This is a genomic window from Pseudomonas stagnisoli (assembly GCF_048595745.1).
GTDB lineage: Bacteria > Pseudomonadota > Gammaproteobacteria > Pseudomonadales > Pseudomonadaceae > Aquipseudomonas > Aquipseudomonas alcaligenes_A.
In genome coordinates, this window is the sequence record NZ_CP184361.1 from 2,486,244 (window position 1) to 2,503,205 (window position 16,962).

General features: G+C 62.7%; 14 protein-coding genes. 11 read left to right on the forward strand and 3 right to left on the reverse strand.

What is annotated here, in order from left to right; all coding sequences use genetic code 11:
- Nucleotides 1-11 precede the first annotated feature (11 nt).
- Together ACOAPY_RS11900 and ACOAPY_RS11905 are read right to left on the reverse strand one after the other, a co-directional pair.
- On the reverse strand, nt 12-1,493 hold the full coding sequence (locus tag ACOAPY_RS11900) for a glycosyltransferase family 2 protein (RefSeq protein ID WP_465153407.1): 1,482 nt from the start codon (nt 1,491-1,493) through the stop codon (nt 12-14).
- Between the two features lie 91 nt (nt 1,494-1,584).
- Nucleotides 1,585-2,895 carry a nucleotide sugar dehydrogenase gene (locus ACOAPY_RS11905; protein WP_021699762.1) on the reverse strand — a complete coding sequence of 437 codons (1,311 nt, stop codon included), beginning with the start codon at nt 2,893-2,895 and terminating at the stop codon, nt 1,585-1,587.
- A 693-nt stretch (nt 2,896-3,588) separates the two neighbouring features.
- Here ACOAPY_RS11905 and ACOAPY_RS11910 point away from each other — a divergent pair.
- Nucleotides 3,589-5,154 (forward strand): methyl-accepting chemotaxis protein, encoded by a 1,566-nt coding sequence (locus ACOAPY_RS11910; RefSeq protein ID WP_465153408.1) that lies wholly within the window; start codon nt 3,589-3,591, stop codon nt 5,152-5,154.
- A gap of 44 nt (nt 5,155-5,198) precedes the next feature.
- Here ACOAPY_RS11910 and ACOAPY_RS11915 read toward each other — a convergent pair whose 3' ends face one another.
- On the reverse strand, nt 5,199-5,867 hold the full coding sequence (locus ACOAPY_RS11915) for an alpha/beta family hydrolase (RefSeq protein WP_465153409.1): 669 nt from the start codon (nt 5,865-5,867) through the stop codon (nt 5,199-5,201).
- 41 nt (nt 5,868-5,908) lie between these two features.
- On the opposite strand from ACOAPY_RS11915, the gene ccoN (ACOAPY_RS11920) reads away from it, so the two are divergent.
- The 10 genes from ccoN (ACOAPY_RS11920) (at nt 5,909) to ACOAPY_RS11965 (ending at nt 16,957) form a co-directional block, all read left to right on the forward strand.
- A complete protein-coding gene (ccoN, locus tag ACOAPY_RS11920) occupies nt 5,909-7,348 on the forward strand; it encodes a cytochrome-c oxidase, cbb3-type subunit I (protein WP_465153410.1) in 1,440 nt (479 codons plus the stop codon).
- Complete coding sequence (gene ccoO / locus ACOAPY_RS11925; RefSeq protein ID WP_076426563.1) at nt 7,348-7,962, forward strand: cytochrome-c oxidase, cbb3-type subunit II; 615 nt, start codon at nt 7,348-7,350, stop codon at nt 7,960-7,962. The genes ccoN (ACOAPY_RS11920) and ccoO (ACOAPY_RS11925) overlap by 1 nt, the downstream gene beginning before the upstream one ends.
- Nucleotides 7,963-7,968: 6 nt before the next feature.
- Nucleotides 7,969-8,919: a cytochrome-c oxidase, cbb3-type subunit III gene (gene ccoP, locus ACOAPY_RS11930; RefSeq protein ID WP_076426562.1), complete on the forward strand. Its 951-nt coding sequence runs from the start codon at nt 7,969-7,971 to the stop codon at nt 8,917-8,919.
- 331 nt (nt 8,920-9,250) lie between these two features.
- Entirely contained in the window at nt 9,251-10,693 is a 1,443-nt protein-coding gene (gene ccoN / locus ACOAPY_RS11935; protein WP_076426561.1) for a cytochrome-c oxidase, cbb3-type subunit I, read from the forward strand.
- Nucleotides 10,693-11,310, forward strand: a complete 618-nt coding sequence (gene ccoO, locus ACOAPY_RS11940; RefSeq protein WP_076426560.1) for a cytochrome-c oxidase, cbb3-type subunit II — start codon at nt 10,693-10,695, stop codon at nt 11,308-11,310. Before ccoN (ACOAPY_RS11935) ends, ccoO (ACOAPY_RS11940) begins: the two co-directional genes overlap by 1 nt.
- 6 nt (nt 11,311-11,316) lie before the next feature.
- A complete protein-coding gene (locus ACOAPY_RS11945; RefSeq protein WP_043216308.1) occupies nt 11,317-11,502 on the forward strand; it encodes a CcoQ/FixQ family Cbb3-type cytochrome c oxidase assembly chaperone in 186 nt (61 codons plus the stop codon).
- Entirely contained in the window at nt 11,499-12,476 is a 978-nt protein-coding gene (gene ccoP, locus ACOAPY_RS11950; protein ID WP_465153411.1) for a cytochrome-c oxidase, cbb3-type subunit III, read from the forward strand. Before ACOAPY_RS11945 ends, ccoP (ACOAPY_RS11950) begins: the two co-directional genes overlap by 4 nt.
- 135 nt (nt 12,477-12,611) lie before the next feature.
- Complete coding sequence (ccoG, locus tag ACOAPY_RS11955) at nt 12,612-14,027, forward strand: cytochrome c oxidase accessory protein CcoG (protein WP_465153412.1); 1,416 nt, start codon at nt 12,612-12,614, stop codon at nt 14,025-14,027.
- 13 nt (nt 14,028-14,040) lie between these two features.
- Nucleotides 14,041-14,544, forward strand: coding sequence for a FixH family protein (locus ACOAPY_RS11960; RefSeq protein WP_465153413.1), 504 nt, complete (start codon nt 14,041-14,043; stop codon nt 14,542-14,544).
- Nucleotides 14,545-14,548: 4 nt separating this feature from the next.
- The gene (locus tag ACOAPY_RS11965) at nt 14,549-16,957 is read left to right on the forward strand and encodes a heavy metal translocating P-type ATPase (RefSeq protein WP_465153414.1); all 2,409 of its coding nucleotides are present in this window, start codon (nt 14,549-14,551) and stop codon (nt 16,955-16,957) included.
- Nucleotides 16,958-16,962: the final 5 nt, after the last annotated feature.

The window sequence follows — 16,962 nt, forward strand, 5'->3', positions numbered from 1 at the left end:
ATGGGGCCGGGTCAGACCACCCACATCAGGGTGGCGGCGAAAACGCTGGCAGCCGAAAAGGTCATGGCGCGTGATGACCAGGTGTTGAACCACGCCTGGAAACCGCCCAGGCCGCGGTCGAGCTTGGTCTTCTGGCGGGTCCACGACTGCTGGTCGAGGCGAAAGAACACGTAGACCTTCACCAGTGCGCCGACGATCTGGTTGTAATAAAGGATCAGTGGGTAAGCCGGCCCTATGCGGTGCCCGGAGGCCAGCAGCAGCAGGGTCAGCACCAGGCGGGTGAGACCGATCCACAGCATGTAGATGAGCAGGTAGGCGAAGCCGTACTTGATGCTCGCCACGATGGCCACCGCCGGGCCGAGCAGGCTGGTCCACATGGACACCCGCTGATCGAGCAGCACCACGCTGGTGAACAGCCCCAGATGCCCGGTGCCGAGCCGCAGCGCCCGCGAGTTCTGCCGCAGGTTGTTGCCATACCAGCGGAACATCAGCTTGCGACTGGCCTTGATGAAGCTCTTCTCCGGCGGGTGCTCGACCGTGTTGATCGCCGCATCCGGCACGTAGAAGGTGTCGTAGCCCAGGCGCATCAGGCTGTACCAGCTGGACTTGTCGTCGCCGGTGAGGAACTTGAAGCGCCCCAGGCGCCAGTGCTCGAGGTGATCGTTCTCCACATCGGCAATGAAGCCGGCATCGGTGACCACTTGGGCACGAAATACCGACATGCGCCCGGTCAGCGTCAGCACCCGCTTGGACAGGGCCATGGAGCACATGTTGATGTGGCGCTGGGCGAAGCGCAGCTTGTGCCATTCCTCCATGATGTAGCCGCCGCGCACCTCACAGAACTCGTTGGTAGTGAGCCCGCCGAGGTTGTCGAACAGCTTGAAGTAGGGAACCGTCTTGCGCACCACGCCGGCGCTCAGCACGGTGTCGCCGTCGATCACCGCGACCACCGCACTTTCGTCCGGATGCGCCCGCGAGATGGCGCGGAAGCCCTGCGCCAGGCCGTCGCGCTTGCCGGTGCCGGGAATCCGCACGAAGTTCAGCTTGACCCGCTCCGGCGGCGCCAGCGCGGCCCACAGGTTCTTCACCAGCAGCTCGTCGGAGAGTTCGACGATCGAGCACACCACGGTGCTCGGGTAGCCGCAGTCGATGGCTTCCTGGATCACCGAGCGATACACCGCAGCCGTGGTCAGCGCATCGATGCGGAAGCTGGTGACCATCAGGAACACATGCGAAGGATCGGCCGATGCACCGAGCTTGCGGGCCTTGCGCCGGTAGTAGGGGTACACCAGATAGAGGAAGATCACCCCACGCACATAGTGGATGGCCCCCATCGAATAGCGCCAGATCCCCACGACCCCGAGCAGCAGCAGGAAGTCCGTGGATTGCGGATCGAACACGCTATGCGGCAGCAGCAAGGCCATGCCGCCCAATATCGCAAGGTAAAAAAGCCACCCGGCGCTCTGCAACAGGCGCCCTTTGAGATCATCCATTTTTCGCCAACCCCGTTAGGTTACAGCTCTGCAACGGGGGCGCTGTTGTTGTTGTTCTACGCCCGGTGCACAGTTCCAGCGGTAGCCTGGGCTACCAGCAGAGGCCTTCCTTGACCTCGTCGCTGCACTGGCGCATGAAGCCCACCAGATCGATCAGCTTCTTGCCCGGAGGGAGCTGCTGCACCACGGTTTCGAACAGCTCGTCACCGTTGCCGAGCACGATCACGTCGGCATCGGCCACCACCTGGTTGAGGTCGGCGCGCAGCAACGAGGATACGTGCGGGATCTTCGACTCGATGTAGTCGCGGTTGGCACCGTGGACGCGGGCGTACTCGACATTGCGGTCGAAGATCTTCAGGTCGAAGCCCTTGCCGATCAGCATCTCGGCCAGCTCGACCAGCGGGCTTTCGCGCAGGTCATCGGTTCCCGCCTTGAAGCTCAGGCCGAGCAGCGCGATCTTGCGCTTGTCCTGGCTGGCGATCAGGTTGTAGGCGTTGCGCACCTGCGCCTCGTTGCTGGGCATCAGCGAGCTGATCAGCGGCGAGTCGACGTCCAGCTGGGTAGCGCGGTAGTTCAGGGCACGCACGTCCTTGGGCAGGCAGGAGCCGCCGAAGGCAAAACCCGGACGCATGTAGTACTTGGACAGGTTGAGCTTGTGATCCTGGCAGATCACTTCCATCACCTCGCGACCATCGACGCCCACCGCCTTGGCGATGTTGCCGATCTCGTTGGCGAAGGTGATCTTGGTGGCATGCCAGACGTTGCAGGTGTACTTGATCATCTCGGCGACCTCGACGGTCTTGCGGATGATCGGTGCGTCCAGCTCGCTGTAGATGGCCTCCAGCAGGTCGCCGGAAGTCTGGTCCAGTTCGCCGATCACGGTCATGGCCGGGAAGTCGTAGTCCTTGATCGCGGTGCTCTCGCGCAGGAACTCGGGGTTCACCGCCACGCCGAAATCCTTGCCTGCGACCAGCCCGGAGTATTTTTCCAGGGTCGGGATCACCACGTTGCGCAGGGTTCCCGGCAGTACGGTGCTGCGCACCACCACGGTGTGGCGGGTGCTCTTCTCGGGCAGGACCCGACCGATCTGCTGGCACACCTCTTCGATGTAGGAAACATCGAGATCACCGTTGCGCTTGCTCGGCGTCGGCGGCGCGAGAAAGGAGATGTCAGTCTCCAGCACGGCCTCGCGCACATCCAGCGTACCGCGCAGGTTGCCGCTGCTGACGCCCTTGCGCAGCAAATCCTCCAGCCCCGGTTCGACAATCGGCGACTTGCCGCTGTTGATCAGTTCGATCTTCAGTGGCTGAACGTCCACACCGATGATCTGATGCCCCCTGGCCGACAGGCATCCTGCACAGACGGCCCCTACATAACCCAATCCAAAAATGCTGATGCGCATCGAGCGATCTCCTCCTTGCGTTGATCGAGACGGCCGCCACACGGCTGACCGGCACACTTCGCGAGACCGACTACTGGGACTACGAACTCCACGGTTCTCTACTACCGCTGCAAAACAACTTCCGCTTCGGCACAAGCCATGGCCGAAAGTTCAACTTGGCAGGGAGCAAAACAAATGCCATGTGAGGTAACTAAGCTCCTCGCACGACAATTAGAAAGTTATTCTTTTTAAAACAGTAACCTAGTTACCGAGAGTAACGCGTGATCGTGATCACAAATGCCATTTTTTTGGCACCACGATGGAGCAGCTGCTCTGGAATGCAGCATACAGCCGAAAAAATAGAAAGTAACACCTAATTTTCCCTGGGCATGGCACGGAATAAGACGACCATAAAGGTAACAAAAAACACCATAACGCCATTTTTATGACGTCAAAAATAGCCAAGCAATCCCGTGCGGATCAATTATCCAGATCCATTACCCAAGATTAATAAAAAGTGACATCCGACCAAACCCAACAATATTGGCTTCATTAACCCTTATAACTTCCGGAAAAATACCGAAAGTTGCACAGCGGTATTTTCTTATCCAGGCGGACAACTTCTTCTCCCCGCAAGCGCGTGACTCCGGCTAAACTTTGCGCTGCGCCGGCCGATCTGCCGGGGACTAGCCACAGGATCAAGAAGCGACAGGCATGCGAAACAACCAGCCCGTTACCCAGCGCGAACGCACCTTCCCTGCGCAGCAGCGACTGATTTCCACCACCGACCTGAAAGGCCAGATCACCTATTGCAATCAGGCCTTCATCGAGATCAGCGGTTTCGAGCGCGAGGAGTTGATGCGAGCGCCGCACAACATCGTGCGCCACCCGGATGTGCCGCCTGCAGTCTTCGAGCACATGTGGCAAACCCTGAAGAAGGGGCGTCCCTGGATGGGCGTGGTGAAGAACCGCAGCAAGAACGGAGACCATTACTGGGTCAATGCCTACGTCACGCCCATTCTCGACAAGGGCCAGGTGGTCGGTTACGAGTCGGTACGGGTCAAGCCGAGCGCCGAGCAGGTCCGCCGAGCCGAAGCGCTGTACGCCCGGATCAACACGGGCAAGCCAGCCATCCCCAGCACCGACCGCTGGCTGCCGGTCCTGCAAGCTTGGCTGCCGTTCATCCTGATCAGCCAGATCGGCTTCCTCATCGGCCACTGGATCGGCTCGACCTGGGGCTTCCTGCTCTCCGCCCTGCTCTCGGTGCCACTGGGCCTGGCCGGCCTGGGCTGGCAGAACCGCGGGGTCAAGCGCCTGCTGCGCCTGGCCGAGCAGACCACCTCGGACCCGCTGATCGCCCAGATGTACACCGACAGCCGCGGCGCCGAGGCGCGCCTGGAAATGGCCATGCTCAGCCAGGAGGCGCGCCTGAAAACCTGCCTGACTCGCCTGCAGGACACCGCCGAACGCCTGACCAGCCAGGCCCGCCAGGCCGACCACCTGGCCCATAACAGCTCGGCCGGCCTGGAGCGCCAACGCATGGAAACCGAGCAGGTAGCCACCGCGATCAACGAAATGGCGGCCACCACCCTGGAGGTGGCGAGCAATGTGGCGCGCACCGCCATCGCCACCCAGGAAGCCAACCGCCTCACCGGTGAGGGACGCAACGTGACGACCGAAACCCGGGAGGCGATCCAGCGCCTGTCGCTTTCAGTCAGCGAAACCGGTGAGACCGTCTCGCGCCTGGCCCAGGACAGCAACGAGATTGGCGGCGTCGTCGACGTCATCAAGGGCATCGCCGACCAGACCAACCTGCTTGCCCTGAATGCCGCTATCGAGGCGGCGCGCGCCGGGGAGATGGGCCGCGGTTTCGCCGTAGTCGCCGACGAGGTGCGCTCGCTGGCACAACGTACCGCCGAGTCGACAGGCCAGATCCACGCCCTGATCGCCAAGCTGCAGCGCACTGCGGAAGAGGCAGTGATGACCATGGAGATCGGCCGCAAGCAGGCCGACCAAGGAGTGGAGCGCGTTCTGCAGGCCGACCAGGCACTGGCCGGGATCAGCGCCGCGGTCGCCAATATCAGCGACATGGCCAACCAGATCGCCGCCGCCGCCGAGGAGCAGAGCGCGGTTGCCGACGAGATCAACCAGAACATCACCACGATCGCCCAGCTCGCCGACCAGACGGCTGGCGAAGCACAGAGCACCGCGCAGCTCAGCGAGGCATTGACCTCAACCGCCCAGGATCAGTATTCGCTGGTGGAGCGCTTCAATCGCTAAGCAGCTGACTCACAAAAAGGCCGGCTATCGCCGGCCCGGCAACCTCAACTGTGCAGGAAGGCGGCCACCCGCTCCGCAGCCCGCTGCAGGTGCTGCGCGTGAGTCAGGCCTGACGCCTTGAGCGGTTTGAGATCGTGGTCGGCTGCTGTCAGCCACTCCAGCGTGATGCCGGGCGCCAGGCTATAGCCGCTGACAGTCTCGCGATCACCCAGCGCATCACGTTCGCCCTGAACAATCAGGCTACGCGTGTGCAATTCAGCCAAGTGCGCCACCCTCGGTTTCTCTGGCTTGCCAGCCGCATAGAAGGGATACCCCAGGCAAACCAAGGCATCGGCACCCAACTCGTCCGCCAACAGACTGGCCATGCGCCCTCCCATTGACTTGCCACCAATGGCCAGCGGGCCCACAACCGCAGCCCGCACCTGCTGGTAGACATCACGCCAGCAATCCAGCAGCTGCGCCTGCGGATTAGGCGGGCGCTTGCCTCCTCCCACACGCCTCGCCGCCATGTAGGGAAACTCGAAGCGCAGAACGCTCACGCCGCGCATCGCCAGCCGCTCGGCCATGCCTTGCATGAACTCGCTGTCCATCGGTGCGCCGGCGCCGTGAGCGAGGATCAGGGTGACCTGCGACATTCCGCCCGCCCCGTTCCACAGCCATCCCCGTGCGCGACATTGATCCTCGTCAATAACCATCATCGTGCCATTACCCATGCTTGCCTTGCTTTTCATAACCGTGGATGGAAGCCCAACACATGAACACAACCAGCACTGCGGCCTACAACTATAAGGTTGTCCGCCAGTTCGCCATTATGACGGTGGTTTGGGGCATAGTCGGGATGGGGCTCGGCGTGTTCATCGCCGCCCAACTGGCCTGGCCCGAACTGAACTTCAACTTGCCTTGGACCAGCTTCGGCCGCCTGCGCCCACTGCATACCAATGCGGTGATCTTCGCCTTTGGCGGCTGCGCATTGTTCGCCACCAGCTACTACTCGCTGCAGCGGACCTGCCAGACCCGCCTGATCTCCGACAAACTGGCCGCATTCACCTTCTGGGGCTGGCAGGCGGTGATCGTACTGGCAGCCGTCACGCTGCCGCTCGGCATCACCACCTCCAAAGAGTATGCCGAGCTGGAATGGCCGATCGATATTCTGATCACCATCGTCTGGGTGGCCTATGCCGTGGTGTTCTTCGGCACCCTGATGAAGCGCAAGACCAAGCACATCTACGTCGGCAACTGGTTCTTCGGCGGCTTCATCCTGACCGTGGCCATGCTGCATGTCGTCAACAACCTGGAACTGCCGGTCAGCCTGACCAAGTCCTATTCCCTGTACGCAGGCGCGACCGACGCCATGGTGCAGTGGTGGTATGGCCACAACGCCGTGGGCTTCTTCCTGACCGCCGGCTTCCTGGGAATGATGTACTACTTCGTGCCCAAGCAGGCGGGGCGCCCGGTGTACTCCTATCGGCTGTCGATCGTGCACTTCTGGGCGCTGATCACCCTGTACATCTGGGCCGGCCCGCACCACCTGCACTACACCGCCCTGCCGGACTGGGCACAGTCCCTCGGCATGGTGATGTCCCTGGTACTGCTGGCTCCGTCCTGGGGCGGCATGATCAACGGCATGATGACCCTGTCCGGCGCCTGGCATAAGCTGCGCTCCGACCCCATCCTGCGCTTCCTGGTGGTTTCCCTGGCCTTCTACGGCATGTCCACCTTCGAAGGCCCGATGATGGCCATCAAGACCGTCAACGCCCTCTCCCACTACACCGACTGGACCATTGGTCACGTGCACGCCGGCGCCCTCGGCTGGGTAGCGATGATCTCCATCGGCTCGCTGTACCACCTGATTCCGAAAGTGTTCGGCCGCGAGCAGATGCACAGCGTCAGCCTGATCAACTCGCACTTCTGGCTGGCCACCATCGGTACCGTGCTGTACATCGCCTCCATGTGGGTCAACGGCATCACTCAGGGCCTGATGTGGCGTGCAGTCAACGACGACGGCACCCTCACCTACTCCTTTGTCGAAGCCCTGGAAGCCAGCCACATCGGCTTCGTGGTGCGGGTACTGGGCGGCGCCATCTTCCTGCTCGGCATGTTCCTGATGGCCTGGAATACCTGGCTGACCATACGCGCCGCCAAACCGGCCGAATATGACCGCGAAGCCCTGATTCCTGCAGAGGTCGCCCACTGATGAGCAGCAAACACGAGATTTTCGAGAAAAACGTCGGCCTGCTGGCCATCGCCATGGTCCTGGCGGTGAGCATCGGCGGCCTGACCCAGATCGTCCCACTGTTCTTCCAGGACGTGGTCAACGAACCGGTCAAGGGCATGCAACCCTACACCGCCCTGCAGCTGGAAGGCCGCGACATCTACATCAAGGAAGGCTGCGTCGGCTGCCACTCGCAGATGATCCGCCCGTTCCGTGCCGAAACCGAGCGCTACGGCCACTACTCCGTCGCCGGCGAGAGCGTCTGGGACCACCCGTTCCTGTGGGGCTCCAAGCGTACCGGCCCGGACCTGGCTCGCGTCGGCGGCCGTTACTCGGACGACTGGCACCGCGCCCACCTGTACAACCCGCGCAACGTGGTACCGGAATCCAAGATGCCGGCCTACCCGTGGCTGGTTGAGAACAAGCTCGACGGCAAGGACACCGCCGCCAAGATGACCGCCCTGCGCGCCCTCGGCGTGCCCTACACCGACGCTGACGTCGCCGCGGCCAGCGAGTCCGTCAAGGGCAAGACCGAAATGGACGCATTGGTGGCCTACCTGCAGGTGCTCGGCACCAGCCTGAAGAACAAGAGGTAATAGGACATGACCGCATTCTGGAGCTGGTACATCACCCTGCTCACCCTGGGCAGCCTGCTCGCGCTTCTGTGGCTGATCTTCGCCACCCGCAGCGGCGAGCAGCCCGGCCCGACCGACCAGACCCTGGGTCACTCGTTCGACGGCATCGAGGAATACGACAACCCCCTGCCGCGCTGGTGGTTCATGCTGTTCCTCGGCACCCTGATCTTCGCCGGTGCCTACCTGCTGCTGTACCCGGGCCTGGGCAACTTCGCCGGCAAACTGCCGGGCTACGAGGGCGGCTGGACTCAGGTCAAACAGTGGCAGCGCGAAATGGACAAGGCTGACGCCGAGTACGGCCCGATCTACGCCAGTTACGCGAAGTTGCCGGTGGAGGAAGTCGCCAAGGATGAGCGCGCACTGAAGATGGGCGGCCGCTTGTTCGCCTCCAACTGCTCGGTTTGCCACGGCTCTGACGCCAAAGGCGCTTACGGCTTCCCCAACCTGACCGACAAGGAATGGCGCTGGGGCGGCGATGCTGCCTCGATCAAGCAGACCATCGCGGGCGGCCGCACCGGCATGATGCCGCCACAAGCGGCGATGATCGGCGAGGAAGGCGTCCGCAATGCCGCCGCCTACGTGCTGACCGAACTGGCCGGGCGCAAGCTGCCGGAAGGTGAAACCGCCGACATCGGTGCCGGCCAGAAGATCTTCGCCAGCACCTGCTTCGCCTGCCACGGCGCCGATGGCAAGGGCACCCCGAGCATGGGCGCGCCCAACCTGACCAACCCGAGCGCCTTCATCTACGGCAGCAGCTTTGCCCAACTGCAGCAGACCATTCGCTACGGCCGCACTGGCCACATGCCGGCACAACTGCAGTACGTCGGCAGCGAAGACAAGGTCCACCTGCTGGCTGCCTATGTCTACAGCCTGTCGCAGAAACCGGCGGCAAACGAGGAGACCCTGGCTAGCGAGTAAACCTATCGGCGGGTGCCTTACGGCACCCGCTACCTCTTCATCGAATGCGACCCGATGTCGCACCTGTCTGACCGCTTGCATACCACCTGACGGGAGTTGGTCTAAGCTGCCCAAAAGTCGTACCCGGTAATAATCTCTAGGCAATCCCCTCCTTTGAGCAGGGTTACCACGGGTACTGGAGTGCCAGTCGACAGGTTCAGCAATGCCTTCCGAGGCCGCTAGAACCTTGATCGTACAGGCATCCCGGCGTTGCAATGGATACCTTGATTCTCCATACTTGCCGCCGCTTTTTTGGCCTATAAAACTCTCCCTTAACCGTGGTACCCCTAGCATGAGCACAGCAATCAGTCAGACTGCTTATAACTATAAGGTGGTCCGCCAGTTCGCCGTTATGACGGTAATCTGGGGGGTCATCGGGATGGGTCTCGGGGTGTTCATCGCCGCACAACTTGTGTGGCCGGAACTCAACCTGAACCTGCCGTGGACCAGCTTCGGCCGTCTGCGCCCGCTGCACACCAACGCGGTGATCTTCGCCTTTGGCGGTTGCGCCCTGTTTGCCACGTCCTACTACGTGGTTCAGCGCACCTGTCAGACCCGCCTGATCTCCGACAGTCTGGCCGCCTTCACCTTCTGGGGTTGGCAAGCCGTCATCGTACTGGCAGTGATCACCCTGCCGCTGGGCTACACCTCCTCCAAGGAGTATGCCGAGCTGGAGTGGCCGATCGACATCCTGCTGGCAGTTGTCTGGGTCAGCTACCTGCTGGTGTTCTTCGGCACCATCATCAAGCGCAAGACCAAGCACATCTATGTCGGCAACTGGTTCTTCGGTGCCTTCATCCTGGTCACCGCCATGCTGCACATCGTCAACAGCATGGAAATGCCGGTCACCCTGTTCAAGTCCTACTCCATGTACTCCGGCGCCACTGACGCCATGGTGCAATGGTGGTATGGCCACAACGCCGTGGGCTTCTTCCTGACCACCGGCTTCCTGGGGATGATGTACTACTTCGTACCCAAGCAGGCCGAGCGTCCGATCTACTCGTACCGCCTGTCGATCGTGCACTTCTGGGCGCTGATCACCCTGTACATCTGGGCCGGCCCGCACCACCTGCACTACACCGCCCTGCCGGACTGGGCCCAGTCCCTCGGCATGGCCATGTCGGTCGTCCTCCTGGCCCCGAGCTGGGGTGGCATGATCAACGGCATGATGAGCCTCTCCGGCGCCTGGCATAAGCTGCGCTCCGACCCCATCCTGCGCTTCCTGGTGGTTTCCCTGGCCTTCTACGGCATGTCCACCTTCGAAGGCCCGATGATGGCCATCAAGACCGTCAACGCTCTGTCCCACTACACCGACTGGACCATCGGCCACGTGCATGCCGGCGCCCTCGGCTGGGTAGCGATGATCTCCATCGGCTCGCTGTACCACCTGATTCCGAAAGTGTTCGGTCGCGAGCAGATGCACAGCGTCGGCCTGATCAACGCCCACTTCTGGCTGGCCACCATCGGTACCGTGCTGTACATCGCCTCCATGTGGGTCAACGGCATCACCCAGGGTCTGATGTGGCGTGCAGTCAACGAAGACGGCACCCTCACCTACTCCTTCGTCGAAGCCCTGGAAGCCAGCCATCTCGGCTACATGGTTCGCGCCCTTGGCGGTGCCTTCTTCGTCGCCGGCATGCTGCTGATGGCCTACAACACCTGGCGTACCGTGCGTGCCGCTGACAAGAGCAAGTACGACGCCGCCGCCCTGATTCCTGCAGAGGTTGCTCACTGATGGCCGGTAGCAAACACGAAATTTTCGAGAAGAACATCGGCCTGCTGGCGATCGGTATGGTCCTGGCCGTCAGTATCGGCGGCCTGACCCAGATCGTCCCGCTGTTCTTCCAGGACGTCACCAACACCCCGGTGGAAGGCATGAAGCCGCGCACCGCACTGGAACTGGAAGGCCGCGACATCTACATCAAGGAAGGCTGCGTCGGCTGCCACTCGCAGATGATTCGCCCGTTCCGCGCCGAAACCGAGCGCTACGGTCACTACTCCGTCGCCGGCGAGAGCGTCTGGGACCACCCGTTCCTGTGGGGCTCCAAGCGTACCGGCCCGGACCTGGCTCGCGTCGGCGGCCGTTACTCGGACGACTGGCACCGCGCCCACCTGTACAACCCGCGCAACGTGGTACCGGAATCCAAGATGCCGGCCTACCCGTGGCTGGTTGAGAACAAGCTCGACGGCAAGGACACCGCCGCCAAGATGACCGCCCTGCGCGCCCTCGGCGTGCCCTACACCGACGAGGACATTGCCGGTGCTCGAGAGGCCGTCAAGGGCAAGACCGAAATGGACGCGCTGGTCGCGTACCTGCAAGGTCTTGGTACCGCAATCAAGAACAAACGGTAACGCATGATGGATATCGGGATGATCCGTGGCATAGGCACGGCAGTAGTCTTCATCGCCTTCATCGGCGTGGTGCTCTGGGCTTACAACAGCAAGCGCAAGTCGAGCTTCGACGAAGCGGCCAACCTGCCGTTTGCCGATGACATCCCAGCCAACAAGCGTGACGAGCAAGCTTCTGGGAGCAATAAAGAATGACTTCGTTCTGGAGTATCTACGTCAGCGTACTGAGCCTCGGCACCCTTGCCGCGCTCACCTGGCTGATATTCGGTGTGCGTAAAGGCCAGCGCCCTGACGCTACCGACGAAACCGTCGGCCACTCCTTCGACGGTATCGAAGAGTTCGACAATCCGCTGCCGAAATGGTGGTTCCTGTTGTTCGTCGGCACCATCGTCTTCGCCCTCGGCTACCTGGTTCTGTACCCGGGCCTGGGTAACTGGAAAGGTCTGCTGCCGGGCTACAACGAAGCCGGCAACGGCAAGCCCTTCACTACTGGCCAGTCCGGCTGGACCGGCGTGCACCAGTGGGAAAAGGAGATGGTTCGCGCCGACAAGGAATACGCGCCCATCTATGCCAAGTACGCCAAGCTGCCGATCGAGGAAGTGGCCAAGGACGAACAGGCCCTGAAAATGGGTGGCCGCCTGTTCGCGTCCAACTGCTCGGTCTGCCACGGCTCCGACGCCAAGGGTGCATACGGCTTCCCCAACCTGACCGATAACGAGTGGCGCTGGGGTGGTTCGCCTGCCGACATCAAACAGACCATCATTGGTGGTCGTCATGGCATGATGCCGCCGCAAGGCCCGGCCATCGGCGAAGATGGCGTGCGCAATGTCGCCGCTTACGTGCTGACCGAACTGGGTGGCCGCAAGCTGCCGGAAGGCGTTACTGCTGACATCGAAGCTGGCAAGAAGGTCTTCTCCACTACCTGCTTCGCCTGCCACGGTGCGGACGGCAAGGGCACCCCGAGCATGGGCGCACCGAACCTGACCAACCCGAGCGCCTTCATCTACGGCAGCAGCTACGCTCAACTGCAGCAGAGCATTCGTTACGGCCGCAGCGGCAACATGCCCGCACAGCTGCAGTACGTGGGCAGCGAAGACAAGGTGCACCTGCTGGCCGCCTATGTGTACAGCCTGTCCCAGGGCAAGTCCGAGGCAGCAACCGAGAAGTAAGCCTTCACCCGCCCGGGACGCGACCGCTGGTCGCACCCGGGCAACGCTCGATCAGGCGTACCATAGTGCATGTGAAATTCTGACTCCCCCGGCAAGTATCGCGGGAGCAATCACCCCAGCCGTGGTACGACCCTGATGAGCGAACAGATTCCCGTCCGAAACATCACCCCTCCCCCGGCCAAAGGCGGCGAATCCGTCGACCTTTACGCCAGTCGCGAAAAAATCTATACCCGTGCCTTTACCGGCCTGTTCCGCAACCTGCGGCTTGGCGGTGGCGCTTTCCTCTTTCTGCTCTACTTCGGCACCGTCTGGCTCAGCTGGAATGACCGCCAGGCTGTCTGGTGGAACCTGCCGGAACGTAAGTTCTTCATCTTCGGCGCTACCTTCTGGCCGCAGGATTTTGCCCTGCTGTCCTGGCTGCTGATCATCTGTGCCTTCGGCCTGTTTTTCATCACCGTGTTCGCCGGTCGCGTCTGGTGCGGCTATACCTGCCCGCAAAGCGTGTGGACCTGGATCTTCATGTGGTGCGAGAAAGTCACCGAAGGTGACCGCAACCAGCGCATGAAGCTGGACAAGGCGCCGATGAGCTCCAACAAGCTGCTGCGCAAGATCGCCAAGCACAGTCTCTGGCTGATGATCGGCCTGGTCACCGGCCTGACCTTCGTCGGCTACTTCTCGCCCATCCGCGACCTGCTACCCAGCCTGCTCAATGGCACGGCTGACGGCTGGGCCTACTTCTGGGTCGGCTTCTTCACCCTGGCCACCTACGGCAACGCCGGCTGGCTGCGCGAACAGGTGTGCATCTACATGTGCCCCTACGCGCGCTTCCAGAGCGTGATGTTCGACAAGGACACCCTGATCGTCTCCTACGACCCGCGCCGTGGCGAGAGCCGTGGCCCGCGCAAGAAAACCGCCGATTACAAGGCCGAGGGCCTGGGTGACTGCATCGACTGCACCATGTGCGTACAGGTCTGCCCGACCGGTATCGACATCCGCGACGGCCTGCAGATCGAGTGCATTGGCTGTGCGGCCTGTGTCGACGCGTGCGACGCAATCATGGACAAGATGGGCTACCCGCGCGGACTGGTCAGCTACACAACCGAACACAATCTTTCCGGGCAGAAGACCCACCTGTTGCGTCCGCGCCTGATAGGCTATGCCCTCGCTTTGGTGGCGATGATGAGCCTGTTTGCCTGGGCCGTTTTCAATCGTTCGCTGGTAGAAGTCGATGTGCTCAAGGACCGCGTACTGTTCCGCGAGAACGAGCAGGGTCATGTCGAGAACGTCTACACCGTGAAACTGATGAACAAAGCCCAGCGCGACCTGACCTACCTGATCTCCGTCGAAGGTATCGACGGTCTCGAGTACGAAGGCAAGCGCGAGGTCAAGGCTGCCGCCGGCGAGGTGCTGTCGATTCCGGTGGAACTGTCCATCGCGCCGGAGAAGCTGCCGTCCAGCGCCAATGAAATTCTATTCAAGGTCCAGGCCTTGGAAGATCCCACTATCGAGAACGATGCCGACAGCCGATTCATCGGCCCGAGCGTGCGCTGAACAAGGTCAAGCAATGTCGTCGCAACAAACCCCGGTCAACCCCTGGTACAAAGAAGTCTGGGTCTGGTTCATCCTCGGCATCCTCGGTCTGTCCGTGGTGCTGGGGACCAGCATGCTGGTGATCGCCACCAACAACCCGCCTGGCCTGCTGTCGGACAACTACTACGATGTCGGCAAAGGTATCAACACGTCGCTGGAGCGCGAGGACCTGGCTGAACGCCTGCAGCTCGAGGCCTTCCTGACACTGGACAACGAGAAGGGCACGGTCGAGTTGCATCTCAAGGGCTACAGCAATCCGCCGCAGCTGGTGCTCAACCTGATCTCGCCGACCCAGCCGGAGCGCGATCGCCGCGTGGTCGTGCAGCGCCAGCCCGATGGCCGCTATACCGGCAATCTGCTGGACGCAGTCGAAGGACGGCGCTTCGTCGAGCTGATCGGCCAGGAAGGCGGCAAGGACTGGCGCCTGTTCGAGGAAAAGCAACTGGCCAGCAGCCAGAGCATCCACCTCGGCGAGTAATGTCTTGAGCAGTCCCCTACCCTGCTATCACTGCGGCCTGCCGGTGCCTGCCGGCAGCCGTTTCGAGGCCCGCGTTCTGGAGCAGACGCGGGCCTTCTGCTGCCCGGGCTGCCAGGCCGTGGCCGAAGCCATTGTTGCCGGCGGCCTGGAAAGCTACTACCGACATCGCAGCGACAACGCCATCAACCCGCAGGCACTGCCCAAGGCCCTGCCGGACGAACTGGCGCTGTATGACCGCGACGAAGTGCAACGCGGCTTCGTCGAACACCAGGGCGAGCTCAGCGAGACTCGCCTGCTGATCGAGGGCATCAGTTGCGCCGCCTGCGGCTGGCTGATCGAGAAACACCTGCGCGGCCTGCCGGGCGTGGTGGATGCCAACCTCAACCTGTCCAACCAGCGCCTGCAGGTACGCTGGTCCGACAGCCAGATCCCGCTCAGCCAGCTGCTCGCCGAGCTCCGCCGCATCGGCTATGCCGGCCATCCCTGGCAGGAAGACGATGCCAGTGCGCGCCTTGCCGAAGAGAACCGCAAGGCCATGCGCCAGATTGGCGTTGCCGGCCTGTTGTGGATGCAGGTGATGATGGCCGCCATGGCCACCTGGCCGGAGTTCAACGTCGACCTCTCGCCGGAACTGGACAAGATCCTGCGCTGGACCAGCCTGTTCCTGACCACCCCCATCGTCTTCTATTGCTGCGGCCAGTTCTTCCGTGGCGCGCTGCGCGACCTGCGCACCCGCCACCTGACCATGGATGTATCGGTATCGCTGGCGATCGGCGGGGCCTACGTGGCCGGCATCTGGTCCACCGTTACCGGTGTCGGCGAACTGTACTTTGACGCCGTGGGCATGTTTGCCCTGTTCCTGCTCGCTGGCCGCTATCTGGAACGCCGCGCCCGCGAGCGCACGGCAGCGGCCACTTCGCAGCTGGTCAATCTGCTCCCCCCCTCCTGCCTGCGCCTGGAACCCAGCGGCCAGAGTCAGCGCGTGCTGCTGCGCGAGCTGGCCATCGGCGACCGCGTACTGGTCCCCCCAGGCGGCCAGCTCCCGGCAGATGGACGCATCGTCGCCGGGCAGTCGAGTGTCGATGAATCGCTGCTCACCGGCGAGTACCTGCCGCTGCCAAAAGGTGAAGGGGACTCGGTCACCGCCGGAACCCTCAATGTCGAGGGGCCGCTGACCGTTGAGGTCGAGGCACTGGGCGAGAACACCCGTCTTTCGGCCATCGTGCGCCTGCTGGAGCGAGCGCAGGCCGACAAACCGAGAATGGCCGAACTGGCTGACCGTGTGGCGCAGTGGTTCCTGCTGGTGGTGCTGGCCGTCGCTGCGGTCGTGGGGCTGGTCTGGTGGCAAATAGACCCACAGCGCGCCTTCTGGATCGTCCTGGCGCTACTGGTCGCCACCTGCCCCTGCGCCCTGTCGCTGGCCACGCCGACCGCGCTGACCACCGCCACCGGCAGCCTGCACAAGCTTGGCCTGCTGCTGACGCGCGGGCACGTGCTGGAGGGCCTGAAGCAGATCGACACGGTGATCTTCGACAAGACCGGCACGCTGAGCGAAGGACGCCTGACCCTCGAGCGTATCGAAACCCTGCGCGAACTGGATGCGGATGCCTGCCTGGCACTGGCGGCCACGCTCGAACACGGTTCTGAACACCCCATCGCCCGTGCCTTTGGTCACAGCAGCAAGGGCGCCGAGCAGCTGATCAGCGAACCGGGCCAGGGCCTCGAGGGCGTGGTCAGCGGTCGTCGTCTGCGCATCGGCCAGCCGAACTATGTCGCAGCCCTGGCCGGGCGCCCGGCGCCGAACATTCCCGGTGAACACGGCCAATGGTTGTTGCTCGGCGATGAGCGCGGGCCGCTGGCCTGGTTCGTCCTCGGCGACCAGCTGCGGGCCGATGCCGCGCAACTGATTGACGCCTGCCGTGCCGAGGGCTGGGCCATCCTCCTGCTCTCAGGCGACAGCTCGCCGATGGTCGCCGAGGTGGCTCGCCAGCTCGGCATCGAGGACGCCCGCGGCGGCCTGACCCCTGACGCCAAGCTGGCCGTGCTGCAGGAGCTGCACCAGCGCGGCCGTCGCGTGTTGATGCTCGGCGACGGGGTCAACGACGTACCGGTACTGGCCGGTGCCGACATCAGCGTAGCCATGGGCAGTGCCACCGACCTGGCCAAGACCAGCGCCGACGCGGTGTTGCTGTCCAACCGCCTGAGCAGTCTCATAGAAGCCTTTAGCCTGGCCCGTCGCACTCGCCGCGTGATCATCGAGAACCTGACCTGGGCCACCCTGTACAACGGACTGGTGCTGCCCTTCGCCGCGCTTGGCTGGGTCACCCCACTGTGGGCCGCACTCGGCATGTCGGCCAGCTCACTGCTCGTGGTACTGAACGCACTCCGCCTGGCCCGAGTGAAGAACGCCTAGGAGCC